Below are 25,772 nucleotides of genomic sequence, written 5' to 3' on the forward strand. Positions count from 1 at the left end.
AGTGGATCTCCCGGGGGCGTCGCTTGTCGGACGGGTCAGGCGCGACCGCGGCGGGTGCGTACCTCCTGAAGCCGCTCGGCGAGGATGTCCTCCAGTTCGGCGATCGAACGCCGCTCCAAAAGCATGTCCCAGTGGGTACGCGGCGGCTTGGCCTTCTTCTGCTCCGGCTCGGTGCCGTCGACCAGCCGGGCCACGCTGCCGTCGAACTTGCATTCCCAGGTGGTGGGCACCTCGGCGTCGACGGCGAACGGAACCTCGAACTGGTGGCCCTTGGCGCACAGGTACTCGCGGGTCTGCCGCGGCGCGAGCTCCGTGTTGCGATCGGATTCGTAGCTGACCGCGCCCAGTCGGCTACCGCGCAGCATGCGCTCGCCCATGATCGACTTCCCCTCTTCGGTGGTGCTGGTCCTGTCGGTGTAACGGTCCGCCGTCGCCGGGCCATTCCCCACAGCCACGCCTCGACGGCCCGCTACCCGCGGGTGCACGGTCAAGGGTAACCGGCCACGGCATGTGCCCGGCGGGGTCCGCCCCGGCCGGGTCGTGCGGCCCATCGCCGCCGTCAGCGCAAATCCTAGCCCGCCGCCCCACCGCACCGGCGTAGCGCCTCGCCACCTTCACCCCGAAACCCTCCCCGACCGGGCGCGCGAGGGGCTGCGTGGCTAGCCGGTGGGGGCGCGCCGGGTCAGCGCGGTGGCCAGCTCGGCGACCTGACCGGCGAGCTGGGCGACCCGCTCCCGGGCATCGTCGCGGTCGCTCTCGGCCACCCGCAGCCGCTGCGTCAGCTCGCCGATGCGGCTGTCGGCGGCCGCTGCCGCCTCCCGTACGGCGGCCAGGTCGGCGCGCAGGGTGTCGGCGAGGGCGACGGCGGCGGCCAGGTCGGCGCGCAGGGTGTCGGCGAGGGCGACGGCGGCGGCCAGATCGACGCGCAGCGAATCGGTGTCGGCGATCGCCGCGGCCAGGTCGCCCCCGACCTGCCGGGCCGTGGCCTGGGCCCGCTGCCGGTCCGCCTCGGCCTGCGCCCGGGCCTGCTGCGCCTGGTCGAGGTCGACGCGAACGGCGGCCAGCCGCGTGGTCGCCTGCTCGGCGTCGGTACGGGCCTGGGCCAGTTCGGCCCGCACCTGCTGTTCCTGCCTGCGGACCTGCTCCACCTCGGCGTGCAGCGCCTCGATGCGTGCCGTGGCCTCCGCGGCGACCCGGTCGGCGCGGTGCGCCTCGGCGCGGGCGGTGTCACGTTCGGCGACCAGCGTGGCGGTGCGACGTCGCTCGGCGTCCAGGTCGGTGCGGGTGGCCGCCACCTGTGCGCGGACGTCGTCCAGGTCGGTCTGCGCCTGCGCGCGCAGCGCCTCGGCGGCGACCGCGGCCCGACGGGCCTCGTCCCGGTCGGTCTGCGCCTGCTCGGCCCGCGCATCGGCGGCCGCCGCCTGCTGCGCGGCCCGGTCGGCGTCGACGCGGGCCGCATCGCGTTCGGCGGTGGCGGCCTGCGCCTGCCGGCGGTCCCGCTCGGCCCGGGCCGCGGCGTCCTCGGCCGCCCGCACCGCCTCGTCGCGTTCGGTCTGCGCCGCGGCGACCGCACCGGCCGTCTCCGCCCGTATCTGCGCCAGCTGCCGTTCCACCCCGGCCGGGGACAGTTCGGCGTGCAGGGCCTCGGTCAACGTCTGCACGATCTGGTCGAGTCGGTCCACCGCCTCCCAGGTGCGGGCCACCTGACCGGGCAGGCCGGGGGCGTTGCGGTGACGCATCCGGCTGTTGCGGGAGGCGCGCTGGCAGGCGCCGTCGTTGTCCCGGCAGTAGCGGAAGGGTCGGCCCGCGCCGGCCCGTTGCGGCACGTCGGCACCGCAGTGGGCGCAGGGGCGGGTGTCGGTGGCGGGCTCGGCGTCCATCGAACGGGCAGTCTAGTGGCCGGGGCGGGCGGTGCTGTCGCGCACAGTCAACCGTGGCGGCAGCAGTGTGACCTCCGGCACCGGCTCGTCGCGGAGTTTGCCCATCACCAGCGACACCGCCTGCCGGCCGATCTCCTCGGCGGGCACCGGCACACAGGTCAACCGGGGACTGGCATGGTCGGCGAACTGGTCGGGGCAGACCGCCACCACCGACACGTCGTCGGGCACCCGGCGACCCGACGCGGCCAGGGCCGCCTGCATCGGTGCGACCGCCGCCTCGTTCTGCACGATCAACGCGGAGATGTCCGGGTGGCGGGCGAACAGCCCGGCCACCCGGTGGTGGACGTCGGCGGCGTTCTCCTCGCAGGGCATGGTCACCGCGTCGACACCGTGGCGGGCCGCCGCCTCGATCACCCCGGCGCGGGTACGGTGGGCGAACCCGGTGCCCCGGTCGTAGACGGCCCCCGGAGCGCCGAGCAGGGCGATCCGTCGGTGACCGAGGCCCGCCAGATGCTCCACGCACAACTGCCCGGCCCGGTGGAAGTCCAGGTCCACACAGGTCAGCTCGCTGGTGTCGGCGGGCAGCCCGATCAGGACGCTGGGTCGGCCCAGCTGCCGCAGCAACGGCACCCGTACGTCGTGCAACTCCACGTCCATCACCAGCACCCCGTCGACCAGGGCACCGGCGGCGATGCGGCGCAGCCCTTCCGGGCCCTCGTCGGAGGTGAGCAGCAGCACGTCGTGGTCGTGGCGGCGGGCCGAGGTCACCACGGCGGTGGCGAACTGCATCACCACCGGCACCTGGATGCCCGAGCGCAGCGGCAGCACCAACGCGATCACGTTGGACCGGCGGCTGGCCAACGCCCTCGCCCCGGCGTTCGGGTGGTAGCCGAGCACCCGGATGCTGGACAGCACCCGGCTGCGGGTCACCTCGGAGATGGCCCGTTTGCCGCTGAGCACGTACGACACGGTGCTCACCGCCACACCCGCGTGGCGGGCCACGTCGGCGATGGTCGGCTGCCCGGACGCCACCCGTCCGCGCCCGCTCACCGCGCCCCGCTCGTGCTGGACAGCCGCGACGCACACGGCAGCGTCTCACCGCGTACGGCCACGGTGCCGGTGAGCCGGACGTCGGTCGCGGAGCGGCCCACCAGCACACTGTGGGTGGCGTCCTCCACCACCAGGCGGCCCTGGTCGGCGTCCCACCAGCTCAGCTCCGCGGTGCGCAGCCGCAGGGTGACCGTGCGGCACTCGCCGGGCGCCACCGTCACCCGGGCGAAGTCCCGCAGCTGACGCAACGGCTGCTTGACCCGGGAGCGACGCTGCCGGGTGTAGAGCTGCACCACCTCCTCGCCGACCCGCTCGCCGGTGTTGGTGACGTCCACGCTCACCTCGACCTCCGCACCGGCCGGCACCGCCGTCGCGCTCAGGCGCAGGTTGGTGTAGTCGAAGTCGGTGTAGGACAGGCCGTGTCCGAACGGGAACAGCGGCTCACCCCGGTGGTACAGGTAGGTGAAGTCGGCGCCGATCACGTCGTAGTCGAGCAGGTCGGGCAGTTCGGCGGTGTCGGCGTACCAGGTCTGGGTGAGCCGGCCGGCCGGTTCGGCGTCGCCGAGCAGCACGTCGGCCAGGGCGTTGCCGTGTTCCTGTCCACCGTGCGCGGACCACAGCACCGCCGGCAGGTGCTGCTCGGCCCAGCCGATCGCGTACGGGTAGCTGCTGGTCACCACCAGCACGGTGCGTGGGTTGGCGGCGTACACGGCCCGCAGCAGCGCCTCCTGGCGGGCCGGCAGGGCCAGGTCGACCCGATCCTCGGTCTCCCGTCCGTTGACCATCGGATGGTTGCCCAGCGCCACCACCGCCACGTCGGCGTCGGTGGCCAGCGCGGCGGCCTCGGCGGCCCCGTCGACACCGAGTTCGATCACGAACGCGGTGGCGGCCTGCGGTCCGTCGCCGTCGACCCGCAGCCGCCCGTCGGCGTCGACGGTGACGTACCGGTCGGTGGCCAGGTGCCGCAGCAGCACCGTGCCGGCGGGCAGCGGATCGAACTGGAAGGTCTCCCGCACCACCCAGCCGCCCGGCCCCGGTCGGTCGTTGACCAACACGCCGTCGTCGTCGACGCCGACGTGTCGACCGTTGCCGACGGCCCGCAACGCCACCGTGTCCCGTCCCCAGTCGAACACGTCGAACCAGGCCGGTTCGACGTCGACGGTCAGCGGGCCACCGTCGGCGTCGTCCGGGCAGCCGACGTAGCGTCCGGCCACCCGCAGCGCGATCCGGTCGGCGCCGGCATGGGTGCTGACCTGCGGCAGCCGCGCGGTCAGCGCGTCGTGCAGGGTCACCGCGTACGGCAGGGTGCCGCTGTACCAGTCCTCGTACACGGTGTCGGCCAGCGGGCCGAGCACGGCGATGCGCGGCGGCGCGGCCAGGGGCAGCAGGCCGTCGTTGCGCAGCAGCACCACCGACTGGCGGGCGGCTTCCCGGGCCAGCCGCCGATGCGCCGGGCAGTCGATCACGTCGGTGCCGGTGACGTACGGGTCGGTCTCCGGTGGGTCCAGATCACCCAGGCGGCAGCGGAGGGTGAGGATGCGGCGTACCGCCCGGTCGACGTCGGCCACGCTGATCAGTCCTCGACGCAGCGCCTCGGTCAGGCGTTGCCGGGTGGGGGCGCTGTCGGTGTCGTCCTCGGTGAAGCTGTCGACGCCGGCCCGCAGGGCGGCGGCGAATCCGCTGACGTGGTCGGGCAGGTGCCGTTGCACCCCGGCGAGGTTGCTCACCGCGCCCGCGTCGCCGACGACAAGCACCTCGCCCGGCGCCCAACGACGTAACTCGGCCTCGATCAGCGGGCTCAGGTGCGCCGGCACCCCGTCGACCAGGTTGTAGGAGGCCATCGCGGCGACCGCCGCGCCGGCGGCGATGGGGGCCCGGAAGGCGGGCAGTTCGTATTCGTGCAGCACCCGGGGCGGCAGGTCGCTGGAGGTGGTGGCCCGGTCGGTCTCGTTGTTGTAGGCGAGGAAGTGTTTGACCGTGGGGGCGGTCCGCAGCCGCTGCGGATGGTCACCGCGCAGCCCGTGGGCGTACGCGGTGGCCAGCGTGCCGGTCAGCCACGGATCCTCGGACCAGCCTTCCTCGTTGCGTCCCCAGCGGGGATCCCGCAGCGGGTTGACCACCGGCGCCCACACGTTGAGGCCGACGCGCTGCGGGTCGGCGTGGTGCTTGGCGCGTACCTCCTCGCCGACGGCGACGCCGACGGCCCGCACCAGTTCCGGGTTCCAGCTGCTGGCCAGGCCGATCACCTGGGGAAAGACGGTGGCCGGGCCGAGCCAGGCGACACCGTGCAGCGCCTCCGTACCGGTGCGGAAGCCGGGCAGGCCGAGCCGGGGCACCGGCGCCTGCCACTGGTGCAGCAGGCCGATCTTCTCCGGCAGGGTCAGCGCGGCGACCAGGTCGTCGACGCGTGTCTGGTGCGGGGGCGTACTGCGGTCGGTCATGGTGGTTCGCCTTCCAGTGCCCGGCACGCCGAGAGTCGAAGCGCTTCGACGACCGATGGCCGAGCGGCATCGCAGGTCAGGGTGGGATGACGGTCGTCGGCCCGGACGCTGGTGAAGCGCTTCGACAAACCGTGGAAAGCAAGCCGCCCCGGGTGCCCGAGCGGAGCGGCTCGCTTCGAGGTTGGCACCCGGCACGGGTCCGGTCAAGACTCGGCGCAGGGTCGGACGCGGTGATCCGTCGATCACCCGGGTCGGTCGGTGTCGCCGGAATCAGCGCCCGGGCAGGCGTCCTGCCTCGACGGCGGCCAGGGCGGCGGTGGCGCCACCCAGGGCCGCCGCGGTGTCCAGGATGGAGGCGTCCAGCCGGCAGCCGCCGGCGCCGGGTGCGTGGGCGCGGGTGGCAAGCCCGGACCGGGCCGCGGGCAGCAGCCAGGGAGCCAGGGTGGCGAGGTGGTCGCCCACCACCACCGCCTCCGGGTTGAGCAGGTCGACCAGGACCGCCACCCCCTGCCCGAGGTGCCGGCCGGTCTCGGCCAGCCCGCTGAGCACGGCCGGGTCGTCCTGCCGGGCCAGCGCCACGATCCGCTGCAACTCCGGCAGGTAGTCGGTGACCGGGCCGTCGGCCTCGACGTCGGGCAGCAGCCGGCGGACCACCGCGGGCAGGCCGACCAGGGCGCTCAGGCAGCCCCGGCCGCCGCAGAAGCACTGCGGGCCGGTCGGGTCGAGGCACAGGTGGCCGATCTCGCCGGCGAAGCCACGCCCGCCGCGCAGCAGCCGGCCGTCGGCGATGATGCCCGCGCCGACGGCGATGCCGCCGGTCAGGTGCACCAGGTCGGCGGTGCCGGCGTGCGCGCCGTGCCGCTGCTCGGCGATGGCGGCGAGGTTGGCGACGGTGTCGACGCCGACGGTGAAGGCCGGTTCCCGCAGCGCGGCGCGCAGTTCGGCGGCGACGGGCACCTCCCGCCAGCCGAGGGCGGTGGCCACCGGCACCGTGCCGGCCGAGTCGACCAGCCCGGGCACGCCGACGGTGAGACCCAGCACCGTGCGGCCCTGCGCGCCGACCCGGCCGATCGCCCGACGGGCCAGCGCGGCCAGCGCCCGGAGCGTCTCGGTGGGGGAGGCCGTGCCGGCGGCGAAGGCCCGCCGCCAGGTCAGCAGGCGATTGCCGGCCAGGTCGATGGCGACCGCGACGAGTTCGTCGGCGCCGATCTGCAGGCCCAGGGCGGCGTACGGCTCGCCGTCGAGCACGAGCATCGTCGCCGGGCGGCCGACCCGGTTCTCGGTCAGCCCGGTCTCGCGGATCAGCCGTTGATCGATCAGCTCGGCCACCAGGCTGGAGACGGTGGCCTTGTTCAGGCCCGTGTGCGCGGCGATGTCGGCCCGGGAACACGGGGCGTGCAGACGGACGTGTCGCAGTACGACCGCCCGGTTGGCGACCCGCACGTCACCGAGGTCGGTCGGCTGCGGCTCGCTGTGGATGCTGATCACGATCTGCCCGCTCCCTGCGCCGGTGTCACGGCGTGCGTCCATCATCGCGTACGGCCGTGGCGGGCCGGGCACGCCGCCGGCCGCGCTGGCACTTGCCTGTCCTGGGGACGGATCACCGTCGATCGGTCTATTGGATTGGAAACCCAACTAATGCTAGTCGGGGCGTCGGAGGCGGCAAACTCCCTTCCGCTGCGCCGGTTCCGGACGGCTCCGACCGTGGGCCCGACCCACCTCGGGCAGTGCCGACAGTTTCTTTAACTTTCCAACGAACTGTCAACGCATGACCGGCCGCCGAAAGTATCGGTCGGGGTTTGACATGGGCAGAGTCCATCCCTAGTTTAGACGGATCTCAAACTAAATGGGCGGGTGGGTGGCATGTTCAACGACGGCCGACTCTGCTTCGGCGGGGACTACAACCCGGAACAGTGGCCGGCGTCGGTGTGGGCCGAGGACGTCGCGTTGATGCGCCGGGCCGGGGTCAACCTGGTCACCGTCGGCGTGTTCGCCTGGTCCCGCCTGGAACCGGCCCCCGGCCGGTACACCTTCGACTGGCTCGACGAGGTGCTCGACCTGCTGCACGCCGGCGGCATCCGCGTCGCCCTGGCCACCCCGACGGCCTCCCCGCCGCCGTGGTTCTCCGCGGCCCACCCGGGCGCCCTGCCGGTCACCGCCGACGGCGTACGCCTGCACCACGGCAGCCGGGACACCTACTGCGCCGCCGCGCCCGCCTACCGTACGGCCGCGCGGGGCATCGCCGGCGCCCTCGCCGACCGGTACGCCCACCACCCGGCCCTGGCGCTGTGGCGCGTGCACAACGAGTACGGCACCATCTGCCACTGCGAACACACCGCCCGCGCGTTCCGCCGCTGGCTGGCCGACCGGCACGGCGACCTCGCCGCCCTCAACGACGCCTGGGTCACCAGCTTCTGGAGCCAGCACTACAGCGACTGGACGCAGATCAGCACCCCCCGCGCCACCCAGTACCTGGCCAACCCCGGCCAGCTGCTCGACTTCCGTCGCTTCTGGTCGGACACCCTGCTGGCCGCGTACCGCGAACAACGCGACCTGCTGCGCGCCGCCAACCCGAGCATCCCGGTCACCACCAACTACGTGCTCGGCGACTGGGTGCCGGTCGACCACGCCCGCTGGGCCGGCGAGGTGGACGTGGTCGCCGTCGACCACTACCCGTCGGCGGTCGACATCGGCGCCGAGGAACAGACCGCCCTGGTCGGTGACCTGGCCCGAGGCTGGGCCCGGCACGGCAGCCGCCACCACGGCGACCCGACGTCGACCTGGCTGCTGATGGAAAGCGCCCCCCAGCAGATCCACACCACCGGTCGGGCGCACACCAAGGAACCCGGCCGCATGATCCGACACAGCCTCGCCCACGTCGCCCGCGGCTCGCAGGGGGCGATGTTCTTCCAGTGGCGGGCCCCCACCGGCGGCGCCGAACGATTCCACTCGGCGCTGGTGCCACACGCCGGCCCGGACAGCCGGGTCTTCCGCGAGGCGACCGACCTCGGCACCGCCCTGCACCGACTCGCCGAGGTCGACGGGCAGGTCGAGGCCGGTGTGGCGTTGGCGGTGGACGCGGCGAGCGGGTGGGCGCTGCGCCACCCGGGTATGCCCTCGGACCGGCTCGATCACCAGCAGGAGACCGCCGCCGCCCATCGCGCCCTCTGGCACGCCGGCTACGGCTGCGACATCGTGCTGCCCGGTGACCCGCTCACCGGGTACCGGCTGCTCGTCCTGCCCGCCCTCTACCTGACCGACGACGACACCGCCCAGTGGGTCGGCGAGTACGTCACCGGCGGGGGACACCTGCTGGCCACGTACCTCAGCGGGGTCGCCGACGAACACGCCCGGGTGCGACTCGGCGGCTACCCGGGCGCGCTACGCGACCTGCTCGGCGTGCGGGTCGAGGAGTTCCATCCGCTCGCCGCCGACGACCAGGTGCGGCTGAGCGACGGCGGGACCGGGCGGATCTGGGCCGAGACGCTACGGCCCACCGGCGCGCAGGTGATCACCGCGTACGCCGGTGGGGTCCTCGACGGCCAGCCGGCGATCACCCGGCACCGGGCCGGCTCCGGGACCGCCTGGTACGTCTCCACCCGACCCGACGACGCCACCTATCGCCGCCTGCTCGACGAGGCGGCCCGGTCGGCCGGCCTCACCCCGGTGTGCCCGGACGCACCGGCCGGCGTCGAGGCGGTCCGCCGCCGTGCTGCGCATGGCAGTTGGCTGTTCCTGTTCAACCACACCGACACCCCGCAACGGGTTCCGGCCCGCGGCACCGACCTGCTCACCGCGACCGCGGTCGACGAGGCGGTGCAGTTGCCGCCCGGCGGCGTCGCCGTGCTGCGCGAACACTGAAGGTCAGGGCGCGGCCACCGCGGCGTGCGAACGGTCGGCGGCGATGCGTACGGCCAGTGCCGCCAGCACCGTACCCATCACCAGCCGCTGCGCGCGCAGCCACAGCGGCCGTCGACCGAGGAACCCGGCGATGCTGCCGGCGGTGAGCACGATCAGCCCGTTCACCGTCAACGCCACCGCGATCTGGGTCGACCCGAGCAGCAGGCTCTGCACCGCCACCGCACCCCGGCTCGGGTCGATGAACTGGGGCAGCAACGACACGTACAGGATTGCGATCTTGGGGTTGAGCAGGTTGGTGACCAGGCCCATGGTGAACAGTCGGCGGTTCGGATCGGCCGGCAGCGGCGTCGGGGTGAACGGCGAATGCCCACCCGGACGCACCGCCTGCCACGCCAGCCACAGCAGGTATCCCGCACCGGCCACCTTCACCGCCGTGTACAGCGCCGGCACCAGCACGAACACCGTGGCGATGCCGGCCACCGCGGCGGCCAGGTAGACCGCGAAACCGGCCGCCACCCCGAGCAGCGAGATCAACCCGGCGCGCCGCCCCTGGGTCACCGACCGCGACACCAGGTAGACCATGTTCGGCCCCGGCGTCAGCACCAGCCCCAGAGCGACAAGCGCGATTCCGACAATTCCGGCAGTACTCACCATCGTCGTACACCCCCGTCTTCGTCGGGGAGCCTAGCGCCGCTGTCGTTCGGCGCGACGGACGACTCGCGGAATGCCGACGGACACGATGACGCTGTGCATCGGGTACCCGTGGTCGCGTTACCGTGAGGTGGGGGGAGTCGCGGAATGGACAGCTGGCAGGCGTCGGTCGAAGCGCAGATCCGCTCGGCCCAGGAACGGGGCGAGTTCGACAACCTGCCCGGTGCGGGCAAGCCGATTCCCGGCCGTGGCCTGCCCTACGACGAGTCCTGGTGGATCAAGAGCTTCATGGAACGCGAGCAGGTGCCCACCGACCTGCTGCTACCCACCCCGCTGCTGCTGCGCCGCCGCATCGAACAGCTGCCCGACGAGGTTCGTGACCTGCCCACCGAGCAGTCCGTACGGGCCTGCGTCGCCGCTTTGAACGAAGAGATCATCGCGTGGCTGCGTAATCCATCCGGCCCGAAGGTGGTGGTGCGACCGGTGAACGCCGACGCGGTGGTGCGGCGCTGGCAGGCCGATCGCCGAGCCACCCGCACCGCGTCGCCGGCCGCTGTCGCCGAGGCACCGACGCCGCCCCGGCGTACCTGGTTCCGCCGCCGCCGCGCCGGCTGACCGCCTACGACCCGACTCCCGCTGTCACAACGGGCCGATCACGCTCGGGTGCCGGGCCCTGACGGCGGGTCCGGCGCAGTTGCAGGACGGCGACGGAGGAGAGCACCAGCACGCCGCCGAGGAGCTGCACCGGGGTCAGGGACTCGCCGAGAACGAGGGTGGCCAGTGCGGCGGTGACCACCGGCTCGAAGGTGGACAGGATCGCCGCCGTCGACGGGCCGGTGCGTTTGAGCCCGGCGAAGAACGTGAGCATCGCCACCACGGTGGAGACCACGGCGATGCAGGCCAGCCAGAACCATCCCGACGGCCCGAAGCCGAGGTCGACGCCGCCGGTGAGCAGGGCACGAACGCCGAGCGTGCCGGCGGCACCGGTCAGCACCAGCACCGACAGGACCGCCGGGGCCAACCGGTGCACCACCGTGTCGGCGACCAGGATGTAGACGGTGTAGGTGACCGCGGAGGCGAACGCCAGCAACGCCCCGACCGGGTGGAAGCTCACCCCGCCGGCACCGAGCAGCACCAGCAGGGTGCCCGCCGAGGCGGCCACGAGCGCCGCCCCGCGCGCGGGGCTGAGCCGGTCCCGACCGAGCGCCACCGCCACCACGGTCACCATGACCGGGTAGGTGTAGAGGATCAGGGCCAGCAGCGAGGCGTCCATCCGTTGCAACGCGGAGAAGAACAGACTCGCCTGCGTGGCGTACCCGACGGCGCCCAGGCCGACGGCGACGGCCAGCACCCGCCCCCGCCTCATCGGCGCCCGCCCGGCCGCGCCGACCGTGCGCGCACCGGCGTGGCGCAGCCCCGGTCGCACCAGCAGGACCATCCCCAGCAGGACGGCGGCCAGGCTGAAGCGCACCAGCAGCAACGCCCCGGGTGACACCCCGGCGTCGTACGCGAGCTTTCCGAAGATCGCCATCGCGCCGAAGCAGGCCGCGGAGAGAAGACACAGTGCTGCACCCATGCGTGCAATGATCTTGGACGCTGACCCCTCGGGTCCAGCGACGATTCCCGCAGCTGACTCTTTAGCATTTCCGAATGATCGACATGGACCTGCGGCGGCTGCGGTTCCTGCGGGAGTTCGAGGAACGCGGCACCCTCGCCGCCGTCGCCGCCGCGCTGGGCTACAGCCCGTCCACGGTCTCCCAGCAGCTCACGCTGCTGGAACGGGAGGTCGGCGCCCCGCTGCTCACCAAGGCCGGACGAGGTGTGCGACTCACCGACGCCGGACGTCTGCTGGCGCAGCACGCCCGGGTGCTGCTGTCGGCGGCCGAGACGGCAGCGGCCGACCTGGCCGCCCTCAGCGGCGACATCCGCGGCACCGTACGCGCCGGCGGCCTGCAGTCGGCGGCCCGACGCCTGCTCGTGCCCGCCCTGGTACGCCTGCGGGCTGACCACCCGCAGATCCAGGTGGAGATCTTCGAGCTGGAACTCGAACAGGCCCTGCCCAGCCTGCGGCTGGGTGCGGTCGACGTGGTCATCGGCGACGAGTACGACGGCCACCCGCGCCCCCGGCCGGCCGGACTACGCTTCACGCTCCTGCTCGAAGAACCGCTGAAGATCGTGCTGCCCGCCGCGCATCCACTCGCCCGTACCGGCGGGCCCGTCGCGGTCGCCGACCTGCGCTCGGAGGTCTGGGCCGCCTCCGCCGAGGGCACCGGCCACCACGCCATGGTCGTCGGCACCTGCCGCGCCCTCGGCGGCTACGAACCCGACCTGCGACACCGGGCCAGCGACGCCGACGTGCAACTCGAACTCGTCCGCGCCGGTGCCGCCGTGTCCCTGATGCCCGCCCTCACCCTGCCCGGCGATGATCCCGCCCTCGCGATCCGCGACATCGCCGAGACCGCCCTCAAACGCCGCCTGGTCGCCGCCACCCGGGACACCCCGGCCGCTCCCGCGCTCACCACCTTCCTGGCGGCCCTGACGGACCAGGTGCACCGGATCGGCCTCAACTCGCCGGCGTCCGCCGAACGCTGACGGCCGCGCAGTTTCGGCCCGCGCGTGCTACCTAGGACAGCGCTGCCTCAAGGTCCGCAGCGGCCTCGTACGCGGCAGCAGCCCGTGTGGCGTCGTCCGCGCTCAACGCGACACGATCGACGCGGGCCAGCATCTCGGCCGCCGTGGCCGGATCGTCCAGGGCCATCGCCACCTCGGCGCGGTAGACGAGCACCTCCACCACCGCGACCGGGTCGTCATCCGGCTCGGGACGGGCCAGTGCGCTGTCGAGAATCCGGGCCGCCTGTCGGGCGTCCCCTCGGGAGTCGGCCTGCACGACGGCGTTCGCCATCGCCTTGCCCAGCCGCCCGGTCGACGCCGGGGCGGGGGAGGCCGGGGTGTTCTGGAAGACGCGGATCCAGTTGCCGCCGGGATCGATGACGCTGAAGCCGCTCAGCCCGTCGGCGTTCTTCCGCGCCCGGGGTCGGGTCATCCGTGGCGTCCCGGAGACCAGCACCTTGCCGTACGCGGCGCGCATGCCCGCCGCGAATGCCCGGTACAGCTGCCCCGTGTCCGAGGTCAGCACGATGCACGAGCCGTAGGACTGCGCCGGATCGAACCCCGGGATCTCGAAGAACTGCAGGTTCAGGTCTTCCCGTTGCAACCCCACGGCAGGGTTGGGTTTGCGCTGCTTGTACGTGGTGTGGAACCCGAGCACCGAGTAGAAGGCGACGATGTCGTCGATCGACGGGCAGGGCAGCAGGGGGATGGTCACCTCGTTTGTCATTCGTCCTTCGTAGCCGTCGCCTCGGGGCACACGCACATGGAAATGTCCGATCGTCAGCCACGGACGGCCGAACGGGCGATGCGACGCGAGCTGCGCCTGGCTCGCGGCAATCCCTGCCGGCAACTCATCGCGGCGTGCGGCTTCAGCCGGACAGCGCCGTTGATTGCTTCTGACACAGCACCCCGCTGGAACCACGGGCGAGCCGATCTCCGACGGCGGAACCACCCCACTTCGAATTACCGGATTACTTTACTCAGCAATCCGGTAATTCACCGTCACAAAGTGGGCATATCGTGCGTGCATCATAATGACTGTTATTGTGCGTAAGTAGTTGGGCTGGTGTAGTCGTGGCGTCGACCGAGGATCAGCGGCCGGCAATCAGGACGGCTGGCGTCCGTACGTGGCGCGGGCGTCGGCGACCGTCGCGGCTTGACGCTCGCGCCACCGCTGCTGTGCCTGTCGGTTGCAGGCCCGGCAGAGCCGCCGCAGCCGGCCCGTCACGGGATCGGTTTCCCGCTCATGGCCGTTGCGGCACCGCGGACGTTGGGCACGTTCCCGGCAGTTGTCCGCGTGGCTGAGCTGACGCAGATGGCGGGGCTCGATGCAGTCCGGGGTACCGCAGTCGTGGTGGACCTCGAAGGTGGGGTCGTAGCCGCCGACGAAAACCACGTACGCGGCGATGTGCGCCCAGGCCCGACCGGCCAGCTTCTGATACACGCCGCGCTGAGGGCCATAGCCACGCACGACGAGACATCCGTTGTCGGCACGCGTGGAGCGGCTCAGCAGGTATGCCCGCAGAGTCTCCTCGGTGAAGTGCCGCGACAGCCCGGTGATCTGGGACAGCATCGGTTCATGCTATGGCCCGCCGCCGACAGGGTGCCGTCGTAGCACGCGACGCACGGCACCAGCACACCTCTACCGGTTGGTTGACGGGACGCAGTAGACGTCGCCGGAGTTGGTCTCGTGCGGCAGCGCGAGCAGATGGGTGGCCATCTCGGCGGCGTCGACCCAACGGCCGAGGGTCAGCGCCTTGGTGTCGCCGAGGGCCACGTCGAAGCCGCCGAAGCCGAGGGCGGCCAGCCGGTCCAGGCAGCGCAGCGCCACCGACCGTCCGATCGTGGTGAACTCGAACGACAGCGCCGGCAGCGGTCGACTCAGACCGGCGAGCACCGCGTCCTCGAATCCTTCCACGTCGATTTTGGTGAAGGTCGGGGTGCCGTGCTCGGCGATCAACGCGTCGACGGTGGTGACGGGTACCTCGATCTGGCCGTCCCAGACCTGGTCCTCCCAGCCGCCGGCGCCGGCCGCGGCGGCGACGAAGTCACCGGAGGCGGTGGAGACGGTCGGGTTGGCGGAGTTGACCAGGAAGCCGATCCGACCCGGTTGCGCCCCGCACGCCGCCGCCACCAGGGTGACCTGGTCGTCGTCGGCGTAGATGGCGCGCAACGCGCGCAGGCACAGCGGTTGCGGTTCCACGGCGATCACCCGGGCGCCGAGGCGGCGGAAGCTGCCGATGTGGTCGCCCACGTGCGAGCCGATGTCGAACACCAGGTCGCCGGGGCGTACGAAGCGGGCGTAGAAGGCGTCCATCGCCGCGTCGCGCTCCGGGTCGCCGTAGTAGACCTCGAGGGAGCGGTGCAGTGCAGCGGTGGCCGGATCGGCCTTGAGCGCCTCGACCGCGGCAGACTGGAAGCTCATCGCCGCACCTTAACCCGTGCACACCATCGGCCATGGCGCTTCGTTGATGCCACGGTCACCCGCTGTGGCGTACCTCGGTGGCCCAGATGTCGGCCCACGGGCGGCGCAGGCCCCGGCACAGCCAGATCGGCCCGCCGTTCTCGTCGTTGTCCACCGCCACCCGCTGGTCCACCCGGCCGGCCAGGGTCACCTCGGTGAACCACGTACGCAGTTGCTGTGGTTGTTGCCAGCCGACGGCGATCACCACGTCGGCGTCCTCCGGTGGCCGGCCGAAGTCGGCCATGCTGTTGTGCCCGGAGTAGGCGGCGGGCAGGCCGCGTTGCGGGCCGTACCGGGCCACCGCGCCGGCCTCGCCGTAGTTGCCGGTGAGGATCACCGCCCGGGCCTGCTCGTCGGCCGGTAGCCGGCGGTGCACGGCGGCGAGGGAGTCGGTGAACGCCGGCCAGCCGATGGTCTCGCCGGTGTCGTAGTTGACGGCGACCACGAAGCCGGGCAGCCGGTCGACCGGCAACGCCGGTAGCAGCAGCACCGTGTTACTGGCGGCGGTGAGCACCACGACGGCCGCCAGCAACACCCGGCGCACGCGGGCCCGGCCGTGCTGCGCCCACTGGGCGGCCACGACCGCACCGGCGGCGGTCAGCACCAGCAGCAGCGGGGCGGGGTAGTAGCCCTTGCCGCCGGCGAGCAGCACGACACCGACGACGACCAGCCACGCCCAGCCCAGCGACCGGTACCTGCGCCATGCCGGACGGCGCACCAGCACGAACAGCCCGATCGACCAGATCGGTACGACGAACGGGCTGATGATCAGGAACTGGAGGATGGCCGCGTCGAGCCGACCGCTGTAGGAGCTGTCCCCGCCGGAGATGGTGGCGGCGACCCCGAGCTGGGGAAATCCGTGGGTCGCCTGCCAGAGCAGGGTCGGCGCGGCGAGCAGCGCGAAGATCCCGGCGGCGAGGAGCACGGTGCGGTCGCGCAGCAGCCGGCGTGGTCCGGCGATCGCCAGGCCCGCGAGCAGACCGACGGCCAGCAGCGCGGGCAGCAGCTTGTTGAGCATGCCGATGCCGACGACCGCGCCGACGGCCAGCGCCCACCGGCTGTCGGCGGTACGCAGCAGCCGGACCGTGCACAGCGCGGCGGCGAGCCAGATCACCAGGTCGACGGTGGTGGTGCTGAGCAGGTGACCGCTGGCCAGCGTGATGCCCGACGCGCCGCCGAGGGCCGCGGCGAGCGTCTGCGCGCCGCGCCCGGCACCGAACTGCCGGGCGATCGCGGCGACCATCAGCACCGCCGCACCGGCCAGCAGCGCAGACGGCGTACGCAGGGCGAGCAGGCTGTCCGGCGCGATCGTGTCGACCAGCCGGGCCAGGGCGGGCACCAGCGGCCCCTGGTCCACGTACCCCCAGTCGAGGTGGCGCCCGGCGAGCAGGAAATACAGCTCGTCGCGGTGGTAGCCGTAACGGGGCGCCATGATCAGCAGCAGGATCGTGACCGCCGCGGCGACCAGCCACGGGCCACCGGACCGGGGGCCCGGAGCGGGTGGGCCCGGCCGTCGGGGCTGGCCGAGGTCGGTCTCGGGTGCCGTCGACCGCGTCACGGCACCCATTGTCGGTCAGATCGGCCGTCGACGGGTACCCGGTCCGTGATCGAGGCAACGATCCCGGTTCGGAATATGTTGTTAACCTCAGGGCATGACCATCCCGTCGCCGGGGCGCCCGTCGGACTTGATGTTTCTGCTCAGTTGGGCCAGCCACGCCCTGCGCGCGGAGCACGCCGTGGGCCTGGCCGAGCTCGGCATCACTCCTCGGGACCACTGCGTGCTGGCCCGGGCCCGGGCCGGCGGCCTCACCCAGCGGCAGCTCGGTGAACTGTGCGGGGTGGACAAGACGACAATGGTGGTGACCCTGGATCACCTTGAGGCCGCCGGCCTGGCCCGCCGGGTCCCGTCGCCGACCGACCGACGGGCCCGGCTGGTGGAGGTGACCACGCAGGGCGAGCAGGTGCTCGACCAGGCTCAGGAGATCGCCGCCGGGCTGGAACAGGACGTGCTCGCCGCGTTGCCGGACAGCGAGCGTGAGGTGTTCCTCAGCGCGGTGCAGCGGCTGGTGGGCGGGCGGCTGTCCCGGGTCAACGCCTGCGGGCCGGCCGGCTCGGTCTGTTAGCGGCGAGTCTCAGGTCAGCACCGTCCGGGTCAGGAAGTCCCGGATGTGAGCGGCTGCGGTGTCGAGGTGACTTTCGAGCAGGAAGTGACCGCCTCCGGGCACCAGGCGTATCTCGGCCGCCGGTAGATCCCGGGTGAATGCGCGTGCGCCGTCCGGGCCGAAGATGAGGTCCTCGGCGCCCCACACGGCCAGCAGCGGCACCTGGCTCTGCCGGAAGTACGCGTGCAGCCGCGGGTACAGGGGCGGGTTGGTGGCGTAGTCGCGGAAGAGGGCGAGCTGGGCCAGGTCGTTGCCAGGGCGGCTGATGTCGCGATGGTCGGACGTCCAGGTGTCGGGGTCGACCAGTTCGGGCCGGTCCACGCCGTGCAGGTACTGCCAGCGGATCGCGTCGAGGCTGAGCGCCTCGCGGACCGCGGGCTCCGTGTCCGGTCCCGGGTTCTTGGCGTACGCCCACACGGGTGCCCAGAACTGCGGGACGAAGCCGTCGTCGTACGCGTTGCCGTTCTGGCTGATCACGGCGGTGACGGCCGCCGGGGTGCGCAGCGCGAGCCGCCATCCGACGGGCGCGCCGTAGTCCTGCACGTAGATGGCGTAGCGGGTGATGCCGAGGTCGGTCAGCAGCGCCTCGGTGAGGTCGGCGAGCGCGTCGAAGGTGTAGGTGAACGTGTCGGCGGGCGGGGTGTCGGAGTGGCCGAAGCCGAGGTGGTCGGGGGCGATGACGTGGAACCGGTCGGCGAGGCGCGGGATCAGCTGGCGGAACATCCGTGAGCTGGTGGGGAAGCCGTGCAGGAGCAGCAGCGTCGGCGCGCCGTGGGGCCCTGCCTCGCGGTAGAAGATGCGGTGCCCTCGCACGGTGGCGTACCGGTGACGAACCTCGACCATGGCTAACCCTCTCGAATGCCTTTGATGGTTACCTGTGCCCAGTGGACCGGATGTCGGGGTAACCTGTCAAGGCAATCAAGAGGGTTAGCCGACCGGGTGGGTGGATGATCGACGAAGAGGCGCTGCTGGAGGCACTGAACAGCACTCCGGTGGTGGACGGCCGACCGCAGGACCGGTGGGCCGACGAGGACGCACTGCGGCAGTGGGCGCGCGAGCACGGCGGTGCCGACGACGCGCCGGCGATCGAGTGGCTGCGTACGGCCAGGGACGTGCTTCAGGTCGCCACCCGCGGCCCGGTGCCGGAGGCGGACCTGCGGCGGATCCTCACCGGCGTCCAGCAGGTGCCCGAGGTCGACGGGTCGACCCTGCGCTGGCGGTTGTACGGGCCGCCCGAACGGATGCTCGCGGTGGAGTTGGTGCTCACCTGGTACGACGTGCAGACACGCCGCCCCGGTCGACTGCGCCCCTGCGGCAATGACGAGTGCCGCCTGTTCCACCTGGACCGCAGCCGCGCCAACACCGCCCGCTGGTGCTCGATGAAGACCTGCGGCAACCGCTTGAAGGCCCGCCGCCACCAGGAACGCACCCGCCACAAACCGGCGACCTGACCGGCGCTTCGTACGCCTGCTTGATCTCGAAACAGATCGTCCCGCGCGAGATCATCTGATACGGTCACTGTGCAGGTACCCAACCAAGGAGTGGCCCATGAGCAGCACCACCGCGCCATCCGTCAGCACCACCGCGTCCCTGCGCCGCCGATCCCTCGGCATCCTGGCGGCCGTTGCCGCCTGTGTCGCGATCTGGTTGGTCGGGGCGTTCGGCGGCGCCGACTACGCGGTACGCAGCCCTGGTCAGGCCGTGATGGTCGTCAACCTCGTTCCGGTCGTCGTCGTCTCCCTCGCAGCAGCCCTGCTGGGCTGGGCGGCACTGGCCCTGCTGGAGCGATTCACCGGACGATCCGCCACCACCATCTGGTTCAGTCTCGTGGTGGCGGCCACGCTGCTGTCGTTCGCGCCTCTGCTCCAGGTCGACGCCACCGCCGGCGCCAAGATCGCCCTGGGGGCGATGCACCTGACGGTGCCGGTCGTCCTGGTCAGCCAGCTACCCGAGAACGACCACTGAAAACTCGACTTGACGACGAGCGGCGAGCGCGTTAAACACGTAGGTGAAGTTGAGTCGTACGGACTCAACTCTGAAACCTTCGGCCCAAGGAACCGAGGAGGCACGACATGCTGATGCGCACCGACCCGTTCCGGGAGATCGACCGGATCGCCGAGCAGTTCTTCGGCACCACCAGCCGTCCCGCCGTCATGCACATGGACGCCTACCGCGACGGTGACTACTTCTACGCGGCATTCGACCTGCCGGGCGTCGACCCGGACAGCATCGACTGCACCGTGCAACGCAACGTGCTGACCGTCCGTGCCGAGCGTCGCCGCCCCACCGGCGACAGCGTCGAACTCGTCGCCGCCGAGCGCCCGATGGGGGTGTTCCACCGGCAACTCTTCCTCGGCGACACCCTCGACACCGACAAGCTCGAAGCCGGCTACGACAACGGCGTACTGACGCTGCGCATCCCGGTGGCCGAGCGGGCCAAGCCCCGCAAGGTGGCCATCAGCGCCACCGGCAACGGCCGCAAGCAGATCAACGCCTGAAACCGCGACCGCGACGACGGCGGGACGGGTGCCGTCCCGCCGTCGTCCTCACTCCACATCGACCGGACCAGCCGCCCAGGGTTGCTGATCATGTTCCGGCGCGCCTGATCGTGAACCGGCCTCCCGGCTGGGAACCTTTTTCACATGGCCGTGTCCAACACTCCGGTACTGTTCCGCCCACCGGATCATCCCGCTCTGCCCGGCGGCCCGATCGCCGTCACCGAGGCGTGGCTGCGCAACCGGCGACTCAGTGAGCACACCCGCGACGCCTACCGTCGCGACGTCGCCAACTGGCTCGCCTGGTGCACCGACCGCCACCTGGACCCGCTGCGGGTGAACTTCCTGCACGTCAACGAGTACGCGCGAACACTGGAGTCCACACTGGTGGCGCGCACCGGGCGTCCACTCACCCCGGCGACCGTGGCCCGCCGACTGTCGGCCCTGTCCAGCTGGTACGACTTCCTGGTCAAGCTGCGCGCCGTCGACACCAACCCGGTCGCCGACGCCGACCGGCCCCGCGTCGACCGCGACCACTCCGCCACCATCGGGCTCACCCCCGACGAGGTCGACGCGCTGCTCACCGCCGCCGACGCCGACACCGGGCCGACCGCCGCCCGCAACCGGGCCGCCATCGCCCTGCTGGCCGACCTCGGCCTGCGGGTCGGGGAACTGGTCGCCCTGGACATCACCGACCTCGGCGCGGAACGGGGACACCGCAGCGTCCGCTTCGTCGGCAAGGGCGGCAAGGCCCGCCGTCGGGCGCTGACCCCCTCCACCGCCCACGCCGTCGACACGTACCTGGCGCAGCGGGCCGCCGCCGAGGGCGTGCAGGTCAACGAGCTGACCGGCCCGCTGCTGGTCACCGCCAGCGGTGCCCGCCTGGACCGGCACTCGGTGTTCCGGCTGGTCCGCCGCCTGGCCCGCAGCGCCCAGATACCGGCCTGGGCGCACCTGTCGCCGCACTCGCTGCGGCACGCCTTCGCCACCACCGCCCGCGCGGAGGGCGTACCGCTGGAGGACGTGCAGGACGCCATGGGTCACGCCGACCCGCGCACCACCCGTCGCTACGACCGGGACCGGCACAACCTCGACCGGGATCCCGCGTACGTCATCTGGGCCGCCCGCGCCCGCCGTCGCGGCTGACCGGCGCGCAGCGCCCACCCCACCGACGGCGGCGGCTTTCCGCCCGCCGTGGCGGCGAATTCTCTACCGTCTGAGGGTGTGGGCGCTGCGCAGTCGTGGAGCAGACCGGCCCGGCGACGCCACCCGATGCGGGCTGGGCTCACCTTCGCCGGGATCGGGGTGGCCCTGTGCTGCGTCGGCGTCGCCGGCCTGGGCGCCTGGAACGTCCAGGTCGTCACGCAGGCCGCCGGCCCGGTCCGGGAGACCGCCGAAGGGTTCCTGCGGCAGGTCACCGCGGGCGACACCGACGGCGCGTACGGGCGGCTGTGCAGTGACGCGCGCAGCCGGTGGAGCGAACTGGGCTTCGCCAGCTGGGTCCGCACCCCGCCGGTGGTGCGCGACTACGAGATCGTCGACGTGTCGGTGGCCACCCGCGCCGGCCGGCCGTACGGCACCGTCACCGTACGGCTGACCCGCGACAGCGGCAGCACCGAAGAGCGGGACCTGTCGGTGGTGCGTGAAGAGGACGGCTGGCGGGTCTGCGGCGACCCGTACTGACCGTCACACCCCGACCGGCTCGGACGACTCGACCAGCCGGCCGTCGCGCAGCACCAGCACCCGGTCGGCCAACTCCATCAACGTCGGATCGTGCGTGGCCACCAGCGCGGTCATCCCACGGGCGTGCACCAACGCCCGCAACAGGTCCATCACGGCCCGCCCGGTCTCCGAATCCAGCTGACCGGTCGGCTCGTCGGCGATCAGCAACGCCGGGTCGTTGGCCAGCGCCCGGGCGATCGCCACCCGCTGCTGCTGCCCACCGGACATCTCGTACGGCCGCTGCGCCGCGTGGCCACCCAACCCGACCAGCTCCAGCAGCACCGACACCCGTTCCTCGCGCTGCGCCGCCGGCACCTTCGCCAACCGCATCGGCACGCCGACGTTCTCCGCCGCCGACAGGATCGGGATCAACCCGAACGACTGGAACACGAACCCGATGTCATCGCGCCGCAGCCGCAGCAGGTCCCGTTCGCCGGCCGCGGTCACCTCGTGACCGGCCACCCACACCCGGCCCGCGGTGGGCCGGTCCAGACCACCGATCAGGTTCAACAGGGTGGTCTTGCCCGCACCCGAGCGGCCCCGTACCGCCACCAGCTCACCGCGTCCGGCGCGCAGCGACACGTCCCGCAGCGCGTGCACCACCCGGTCGCCGCTGCCGTAGTCGCGGCACAGGCCCTGCACCCGGACCAGATCCTCGCTCACACCGTCTTCCTCTCCTCGCCGGAGCGGACCTGCACGTGATCCGGCTCCAGGGTCAGCTTCACCCGGTCCCGCAACGCCAACGCGTCGACGAAACCGGCGGGCAACTGCATCCGACCGGCCCGGTCCAGCACCGCGTACTCCTCGGTGACCAGTTCCTCGACGCCGTCGGCGCCGACGCGGGCGGTGCGGTGCACCTCGGAGGCGGTCCGGCCGTCGCGGATCGCGATGGTGCGCCGCACCTGCGAGGCCACCTGCGGATCGTGGGTGACCACCACGACGGTGACCCCCAGCTCGGCGTTGATGGCCCGCAACGCGCCGAACACCTCCGCGGCGGTGGCCTCGTCCAGCTCACCTGTCGGCTCGTCGGCGAAGAGCACCTCCGGGTCGTTGGCCACCGCCACCGCGACCGCGCACCGCTGCTGCTCGCCGCCGCTCATCTGCCCCGGCCGGCGATCCGCGCAGTAGCCGACCCCGACCATCTCCAGCAGCTCCATCGCCCGCCGCCGACCGGCCCGGCCACCCCGGCCGGCCAGTCGCATCGGCAACTCGACGTTCTCCCGGGCGGTCAGATAGGGCAGCAGGTTACGCCCGGTCTGCTGCCACACGAACCCGACCGTGTGCCGCCGGTACCGCAACCGCTTCCGCGCCGACATCGTCAACAGGTCGTAGCCGGCAACCCGGGCGATCCCCGCGGTCGGGGTGTCCAACCCGGACAGGATGTTGAGCACCGTCGACTTGCCGGAACCGGAGGCCCCCACGATGGCCACCAGCTCACCCCGGTCGACCACCAGGTCCAGGCCCTGCAGGGCGACGACCTCCACCCCCTCGGTGGTGAAGATGCGCACCAGCCCGTCGCAGACGATGTGCCCACGCAACCGGTCCGCGCCACCGGCCCGGGCGGCGGCCCGTTCCGCCGCGCGCCGTTGCAGCGTCGCGAGGTCCGGCGCGTCCTTGACCACGGTCATGCGTTCCCCTCTCCGAGACGCAGCGCCTCACCGAGACGCATCCGTCGGTTCACCAGGTTCTCCACCAACAGGCCGGCCAGCAGCCCGAGCAACACCAGCGCCAGCACCCCGCCCACGACCAACGGGTCCAGGTGATCGCGCATCGGCACACCGGGCGCGAACTGGGCCAACCCGAGGGTCGGGCCGAGCAGCCGGGGCAGGGCGATCCCCACCGCCGCACCGGTCACCGCCGCGACCACCACCAGCGGCACCAGCTCGTGCACCAGCAGCCGGCGGCCGTGCGCGGCGGACAGGCCCATCGTGCGCAGCCGCGACAGCATCCGGCCCCGGCCGGCCGCGTCGGCGACCACCGCGAACCCGACAGCGAGGACGGCGAGTGCCGCGCCGCCGGCCGCACCCGCGGTGAAAGCCAAGGTCAACACCTCGTTGGCCCCGGTACGCTCCAGCCCGTCCCGGTACGCCTGCCGGGTCTCCAACGTCGCCGGCAGCTGCGTCCGGGTCACCTCCCTGCCGAGCACCTCGGACTGCCGGCGACGCTGCGTGGCGTCGGCCACCTCCAGCAACTTCGCCTCGTCGACACCGTCGCCGGCGATCAGATACCGGTTGGGAATGATCGGGGTGAACTCGTACTCCGGCAGCGCCTGCCACGGCAGCACCACGAACCGGTCGACCCCCAACCCCACACCGGGGAAGCTGTCGGCGACCGCGGCGACGCGGAACTCGTACCACCGGCTCTGCACGTCGGCCACCGCGGTGTCGCCGAGTTCCGCCGCCAACGTCGGCGACACCACCGCGGGCACCGGCCCGTCACCGCGGGCCGCGGACCGCAACGCGGCGGGCACCTGCACGTCGACCCCGCTGCGGGCCACCACCTCGGCGAACGCCGGGGCATCCACCACCAGCACCCGCGCCTGCCCGAGCGCCCTCGCCTGCGGCCCGGCCTCGGACAGCAGCCGCCGGCTGGACTCCACCGACACGCGGGCCACCGCCTGCACCCCGGGCACCCGGTTCAGCTCGTCCGCCGCGTCCGGGGAGAAGGCCCACCCGGTCAGCCAGGCGTCGGCCGGCACCGTCAGCGTCGCGGCCCGATCCCGGGCGGCGGCCACGGTGGTCGTGACGACCCCACCGAACACGCCGGTGCTGACCGCGACGATCAACACCGCCAACGGTCCCAACGCCACCGGCGCGCCCCGACCGGCCCGCGCCACACCGAGGAACAACAACGCGCCCCGGGCCCGGCCGGTCAGCCGGCCGACCAGTCGCAGCGGCCATGGCAGCAGCCGGATCGCCACCAGCGCGGCAGCGACCGCGACCAGCACCGGCACCGAGCTGAGGTACGCGTCGACACCGCCGGCCGGGTCGAGGCCACGGCGACGCAGCAGCACCACACCCAGACCGGCGAGCACCAACACACCGGCCTCCAGCACCAACCGGCGTACGGACGGGCGCTGCCGGACCAGGTCGACCCGCCCGGCGGTCAGCGCGGCCCGCCGCTGCGACAGCATGGCCAGCACCGGCACCACGGCGGTGGTGAGCACCGCCAGCAGCAGCACCCCCCAGGGCGTTCCCTCCGATCGGCCCGGCACCCGGGTGGCGATCAGCCACCCGAGCAGCACCGCGACCGGTTGCACCGGCAGCGCCTCGGCGAGCGTTCGTCGCCCGATCGCGGCCAGCGAGGCGCCTCGGGCCCGCAGCAACGCCAACTCGTCGCGGCGGCGTTGCACCGTCAGGCGGGCGGCCAGCAGGATCAGCCCGAGCAGGCTGGCGACCAGGCCGGTCTGCGCGATGGCGAGCAGCGCCTGCACCGCGTGCAACTGGTCGACGAACCGGACCAGCGCGACGTCCAGCGACGTGTGCACCGTCGAGCGGGGCAGCCATTCGGTGCGCCGGGTGTCGCCGAGGGCGGTGACCACCGTCTCCAGCGTGGCGGTGTCCAGTCGCCGCTCGTCGAGGCGGTACCGCCACTGGTAGCTGACCGGCACACCGCTGCCGGCGACCACGGTGTCGATTCCGGCCCAGTCGGTGACCGCCATGGCGAGGTAGGGCTCGCCGTCGACGACCGGCACGATCGGGTTCAGGCCCAACGTCAGGTCGTCCCAGATCGGATCGCCGGCATCGCGCGCGTTGAACACGCCGACGACCTGCGCCGACGCCTGATTCGCCGGGCTTGCGCCGGTGAAGCGCAGCCGGCTGCCCGGACGCAGCGACAGGACCTCGGCCACCGCCGTGGACACCGCCACCTCGGCCGACCCGCCTGCCTCGGTGTCCGGCCAGCGACCGGCGGTGAGTACCGCCGAATCCTGCAGACCGGTCTGCGCACGCAGACCGATCTTCTTGGCCGCCCCGCCGTCCATCGGCGGATCGTCACCGGTGGCGGACAGGTTCTGCTCGTCCAGCACGGCGGCGTACCACCGGCGATCCACAAGCGAGGGCAGCGGCTGCGGCAACGCCGCGGCGAACCGCTCCAGGTTGGCCTCACCCGCCGCAGCCGGCTTCGCCTCGTCGGGCCGCTGCTGGTCGAGGCGCTGTTCGACGGCGAGTGACACGTCACGGACCAGGTGCGGCAGCCGGGCCACATCGGCGTGCAGACTACGGTCGGCGTACCCGTTGGCCAGCCGGGGCATCGCGGTCAGCAGCACCGCCGCCACCAACCCCAGCACCGCCAACAGCCCCACCTGGGCGCCGTACGCCCCGATCCGCCTCACCACTTGTCGTGCCTTTCGTTCGCGACTGCGGGGCTCGCAAGCTCACTCCTCGCGCTCACGGTGTCGTGCCTTTCGTTCGCGACTGCGGGGCTCGCAAGCTCAC

Annotated in this window: 24 protein-coding genes; 9 read left to right on the forward strand and 15 right to left on the reverse strand. The window is 72.6% G+C overall.

Annotation, left to right across the window (positions count from 1 at the left end; genetic code table 11):
• Positions 1-35 precede the first annotated feature (35 nt).
• The 5 genes from VAB18032_RS15655 to VAB18032_RS15675 form a co-directional block, all read right to left on the reverse strand.
• The gene (locus VAB18032_RS15655) at positions 36-377 is read right to left on the reverse strand and encodes an RNA polymerase-binding protein RbpA (protein ID WP_007070998.1); all 342 of its coding nucleotides are present in this window, start codon (positions 375-377) and stop codon (positions 36-38) included.
• 282 nt (positions 378-659) lie between these two features.
• Complete coding sequence (locus VAB18032_RS15660) at positions 660-1,880, reverse strand: coiled-coil domain-containing protein (RefSeq protein WP_013733840.1); 1,221 nt, start codon at positions 1,878-1,880, stop codon at positions 660-662.
• A 12-nt stretch (positions 1,881-1,892) separates the two neighbouring features.
• Positions 1,893-2,930: a LacI family DNA-binding transcriptional regulator gene (locus VAB18032_RS15665; RefSeq protein ID WP_232510813.1), complete on the reverse strand. Its 1,038-nt coding sequence runs from the start codon at positions 2,928-2,930 to the stop codon at positions 1,893-1,895.
• Entirely contained in the window at positions 2,927-5,371 is a 2,445-nt protein-coding gene (locus tag VAB18032_RS15670) for a glycoside hydrolase family 3 C-terminal domain-containing protein (RefSeq protein WP_013733842.1), read from the reverse strand. Before VAB18032_RS15670 ends, VAB18032_RS15665 begins: the two co-directional genes overlap by 4 nt.
• A gap of 270 nt (positions 5,372-5,641) precedes the next feature.
• Positions 5,642-6,859 carry an ROK family transcriptional regulator gene (locus tag VAB18032_RS15675; RefSeq protein WP_043724454.1) on the reverse strand — a complete coding sequence of 406 codons (1,218 nt, stop codon included), beginning with the start codon at positions 6,857-6,859 and terminating at the stop codon, positions 5,642-5,644.
• A 375-nt stretch (positions 6,860-7,234) separates the two neighbouring features.
• Here VAB18032_RS15675 and VAB18032_RS15680 point away from each other — a divergent pair, with 375 nt between their 5' ends.
• The gene (locus VAB18032_RS15680; RefSeq protein ID WP_043720875.1) at positions 7,235-9,232 is read left to right on the forward strand and encodes a beta-galactosidase; all 1,998 of its coding nucleotides are present in this window, start codon (positions 7,235-7,237) and stop codon (positions 9,230-9,232) included.
• Positions 9,233-9,235: 3 nt separating this feature from the next.
• On the opposite strand, the gene VAB18032_RS15685 is transcribed toward VAB18032_RS15680, so the two are convergent.
• Positions 9,236-9,886: a LysE family translocator gene (locus tag VAB18032_RS15685; RefSeq protein WP_043720878.1), complete on the reverse strand. Its 651-nt coding sequence runs from the start codon at positions 9,884-9,886 to the stop codon at positions 9,236-9,238.
• A 144-nt stretch (positions 9,887-10,030) separates the two neighbouring features.
• On the opposite strand from VAB18032_RS15685, the gene VAB18032_RS15690 reads away from it, so the two are divergent.
• Positions 10,031-10,498, forward strand: coding sequence for a DnaJ family domain-containing protein (locus tag VAB18032_RS15690; protein WP_013733846.1), 468 nt, complete (start codon positions 10,031-10,033; stop codon positions 10,496-10,498).
• 4 nt (positions 10,499-10,502) lie between these two features.
• On the opposite strand, the gene VAB18032_RS15695 is transcribed toward VAB18032_RS15690, so the two are convergent.
• On the reverse strand, positions 10,503-11,459 hold the full coding sequence (locus tag VAB18032_RS15695) for a DMT family transporter (protein ID WP_013733847.1): 957 nt from the start codon (positions 11,457-11,459) through the stop codon (positions 10,503-10,505).
• Positions 11,460-11,542: 83 nt separating this feature from the next.
• Between VAB18032_RS15695 and VAB18032_RS15700 the strand changes: the two genes are divergently transcribed.
• Complete coding sequence (locus VAB18032_RS15700) at positions 11,543-12,475, forward strand: LysR family transcriptional regulator (RefSeq protein WP_013733848.1); 933 nt, start codon at positions 11,543-11,545, stop codon at positions 12,473-12,475.
• Positions 12,476-12,506: 31 nt separating this feature from the next.
• Here the strand turns inward: VAB18032_RS15700 and VAB18032_RS15705 are convergent, their stop codons facing one another.
• The 4 genes from VAB18032_RS15705 to VAB18032_RS15720 form a co-directional block, all read right to left on the reverse strand.
• On the reverse strand, positions 12,507-13,220 hold the full coding sequence (locus tag VAB18032_RS15705) for a VOC family protein (protein WP_013733849.1): 714 nt from the start codon (positions 13,218-13,220) through the stop codon (positions 12,507-12,509).
• 378 nt (positions 13,221-13,598) lie between these two features.
• Complete coding sequence (locus VAB18032_RS15710; protein WP_013733850.1) at positions 13,599-14,066, reverse strand: HNH endonuclease; 468 nt, start codon at positions 14,064-14,066, stop codon at positions 13,599-13,601.
• A gap of 69 nt (positions 14,067-14,135) precedes the next feature.
• Complete coding sequence (locus tag VAB18032_RS15715) at positions 14,136-14,918, reverse strand: FkbM family methyltransferase (RefSeq protein ID WP_013733851.1); 783 nt, start codon at positions 14,916-14,918, stop codon at positions 14,136-14,138.
• 55 nt (positions 14,919-14,973) lie between these two features.
• Entirely contained in the window at positions 14,974-16,524 is a 1,551-nt protein-coding gene (locus VAB18032_RS15720) for an ArnT family glycosyltransferase (protein WP_013733852.1), read from the reverse strand.
• Positions 16,525-16,609: 85 nt separating this feature from the next.
• Here VAB18032_RS15720 and VAB18032_RS15725 point away from each other — a divergent pair, with 85 nt between their 5' ends.
• Positions 16,610-17,080 (forward strand): MarR family winged helix-turn-helix transcriptional regulator, encoded by a 471-nt coding sequence (locus VAB18032_RS15725; protein WP_013733853.1) that lies wholly within the window; start codon positions 16,610-16,612, stop codon positions 17,078-17,080.
• A gap of 9 nt (positions 17,081-17,089) precedes the next feature.
• Here VAB18032_RS15725 and VAB18032_RS15730 read toward each other — a convergent pair whose 3' ends face one another.
• Positions 17,090-17,962 (reverse strand): alpha/beta fold hydrolase, encoded by an 873-nt coding sequence (locus VAB18032_RS15730; RefSeq protein ID WP_013733854.1) that lies wholly within the window; start codon positions 17,960-17,962, stop codon positions 17,090-17,092.
• A gap of 104 nt (positions 17,963-18,066) precedes the next feature.
• Between VAB18032_RS15730 and VAB18032_RS15735 the strand changes: the two genes are divergently transcribed.
• The 5 genes from VAB18032_RS15735 (at position 18,067) to VAB18032_RS15760 (ending at position 21,297) form a co-directional block, all read left to right on the forward strand.
• Positions 18,067-18,570: a CGNR zinc finger domain-containing protein gene (locus VAB18032_RS15735; RefSeq protein WP_013733855.1), complete on the forward strand. Its 504-nt coding sequence runs from the start codon at positions 18,067-18,069 to the stop codon at positions 18,568-18,570.
• 97 nt (positions 18,571-18,667) lie between these two features.
• Positions 18,668-19,084, forward strand: coding sequence for a DUF6069 family protein (locus tag VAB18032_RS30115; protein WP_013733856.1), 417 nt, complete (start codon positions 18,668-18,670; stop codon positions 19,082-19,084).
• Positions 19,085-19,191: 107 nt separating this feature from the next.
• Positions 19,192-19,617: an Hsp20/alpha crystallin family protein gene (locus tag VAB18032_RS15750; RefSeq protein WP_013733857.1), complete on the forward strand. Its 426-nt coding sequence runs from the start codon at positions 19,192-19,194 to the stop codon at positions 19,615-19,617.
• A 144-nt stretch (positions 19,618-19,761) separates the two neighbouring features.
• Complete coding sequence (locus tag VAB18032_RS15755; RefSeq protein WP_013733858.1) at positions 19,762-20,760, forward strand: tyrosine-type recombinase/integrase; 999 nt, start codon at positions 19,762-19,764, stop codon at positions 20,758-20,760.
• Positions 20,761-20,886: 126 nt separating this feature from the next.
• Positions 20,887-21,297 (forward strand): Rv0361 family membrane protein, encoded by a 411-nt coding sequence (locus VAB18032_RS15760; protein WP_013733859.1) that lies wholly within the window; start codon positions 20,887-20,889, stop codon positions 21,295-21,297.
• Between the two features lie 3 nt (positions 21,298-21,300).
• Here VAB18032_RS15760 and VAB18032_RS15765 read toward each other — a convergent pair whose 3' ends face one another.
• Genes VAB18032_RS15765 through VAB18032_RS15775 form a run of 3 tightly spaced genes read right to left on the reverse strand, consistent with a single transcriptional unit; the run spans position 21,301 to position 25,672 of the window.
• Positions 21,301-21,999: an ABC transporter ATP-binding protein gene (locus tag VAB18032_RS15765; protein ID WP_013733860.1), complete on the reverse strand. Its 699-nt coding sequence runs from the start codon at positions 21,997-21,999 to the stop codon at positions 21,301-21,303.
• A complete protein-coding gene (locus tag VAB18032_RS15770; RefSeq protein ID WP_013733861.1) occupies positions 21,996-22,964 on the reverse strand; it encodes an ABC transporter ATP-binding protein in 969 nt (322 codons plus the stop codon). Before VAB18032_RS15770 ends, VAB18032_RS15765 begins: the two co-directional genes overlap by 4 nt.
• Positions 22,961-25,672 (reverse strand): ABC transporter permease, encoded by a 2,712-nt coding sequence (locus tag VAB18032_RS15775; protein WP_013733862.1) that lies wholly within the window; start codon positions 25,670-25,672, stop codon positions 22,961-22,963. The genes VAB18032_RS15770 and VAB18032_RS15775 overlap by 4 nt, the downstream gene beginning before the upstream one ends.
• Positions 25,673-25,772: the final 100 nt, after the last annotated feature.

This window comes from Micromonospora maris AB-18-032 (genome assembly GCF_000204155.1).
Classification (GTDB): Bacteria; Actinomycetota; Actinomycetes; order Mycobacteriales; family Micromonosporaceae; genus Micromonospora; species Micromonospora gifhornensis.

Coding starts and splice junctions, on each gene's coding strand:
- VAB18032_RS30115 (WP_013733856.1), top strand. CDS start 18,668: ATGAGCAGCACCACCGCGCCATCCGTCAGCACCACCGCGTCCCTGCGC.
- VAB18032_RS15710 (WP_013733850.1), bottom strand. CDS start 14,066: ATGCTGTCCCAGATCACCGGGCTGTCGCGGCACTTCACCGAGGAGACT.
- VAB18032_RS15715 (WP_013733851.1), bottom strand. CDS start 14,918: ATGAGCTTCCAGTCTGCCGCGGTCGAGGCGCTCAAGGCCGATCCGGCC.
- VAB18032_RS15695 (WP_013733847.1), bottom strand. CDS start 11,459: ATGGGTGCAGCACTGTGTCTTCTCTCCGCGGCCTGCTTCGGCGCGATG.
- VAB18032_RS15705 (WP_013733849.1), bottom strand. CDS start 13,220: ATGACAAACGAGGTGACCATCCCCCTGCTGCCCTGCCCGTCGATCGAC.
- VAB18032_RS15670 (WP_013733842.1), bottom strand. CDS start 5,371: ATGACCGACCGCAGTACGCCCCCGCACCAGACACGCGTCGACGACCTG.
- VAB18032_RS15725 (WP_013733853.1), top strand. CDS start 16,610: ATGACCATCCCGTCGCCGGGGCGCCCGTCGGACTTGATGTTTCTGCTC.
- VAB18032_RS15720 (WP_013733852.1), bottom strand. CDS start 16,524: ATGGGTGCCGTGACGCGGTCGACGGCACCCGAGACCGACCTCGGCCAG.
- VAB18032_RS15760 (WP_013733859.1), top strand. CDS start 20,887: ATGCGGGCTGGGCTCACCTTCGCCGGGATCGGGGTGGCCCTGTGCTGC.
- VAB18032_RS15685 (WP_043720878.1), bottom strand. CDS start 9,886: ATGGTGAGTACTGCCGGAATTGTCGGAATCGCGCTTGTCGCTCTGGGG.
- VAB18032_RS15735 (WP_013733855.1), top strand. CDS start 18,067: ATGATCGACGAAGAGGCGCTGCTGGAGGCACTGAACAGCACTCCGGTG.
- VAB18032_RS15655 (WP_007070998.1), bottom strand. CDS start 377: ATGGGCGAGCGCATGCTGCGCGGTAGCCGACTGGGCGCGGTCAGCTAC.
- VAB18032_RS15680 (WP_043720875.1), top strand. CDS start 7,235: ATGTTCAACGACGGCCGACTCTGCTTCGGCGGGGACTACAACCCGGAA.
- VAB18032_RS15690 (WP_013733846.1), top strand. CDS start 10,031: ATGGACAGCTGGCAGGCGTCGGTCGAAGCGCAGATCCGCTCGGCCCAG.
- VAB18032_RS15770 (WP_013733861.1), bottom strand. CDS start 22,964: ATGACCGTGGTCAAGGACGCGCCGGACCTCGCGACGCTGCAACGGCGC.
- VAB18032_RS15730 (WP_013733854.1), bottom strand. CDS start 17,962: ATGGTCGAGGTTCGTCACCGGTACGCCACCGTGCGAGGGCACCGCATC.
- VAB18032_RS15755 (WP_013733858.1), top strand. CDS start 19,762: ATGGCCGTGTCCAACACTCCGGTACTGTTCCGCCCACCGGATCATCCC.
- VAB18032_RS15660 (WP_013733840.1), bottom strand. CDS start 1,880: ATGGACGCCGAGCCCGCCACCGACACCCGCCCCTGCGCCCACTGCGGT.
- VAB18032_RS15700 (WP_013733848.1), top strand. CDS start 11,543: ATGGACCTGCGGCGGCTGCGGTTCCTGCGGGAGTTCGAGGAACGCGGC.
- VAB18032_RS15750 (WP_013733857.1), top strand. CDS start 19,192: ATGCTGATGCGCACCGACCCGTTCCGGGAGATCGACCGGATCGCCGAG.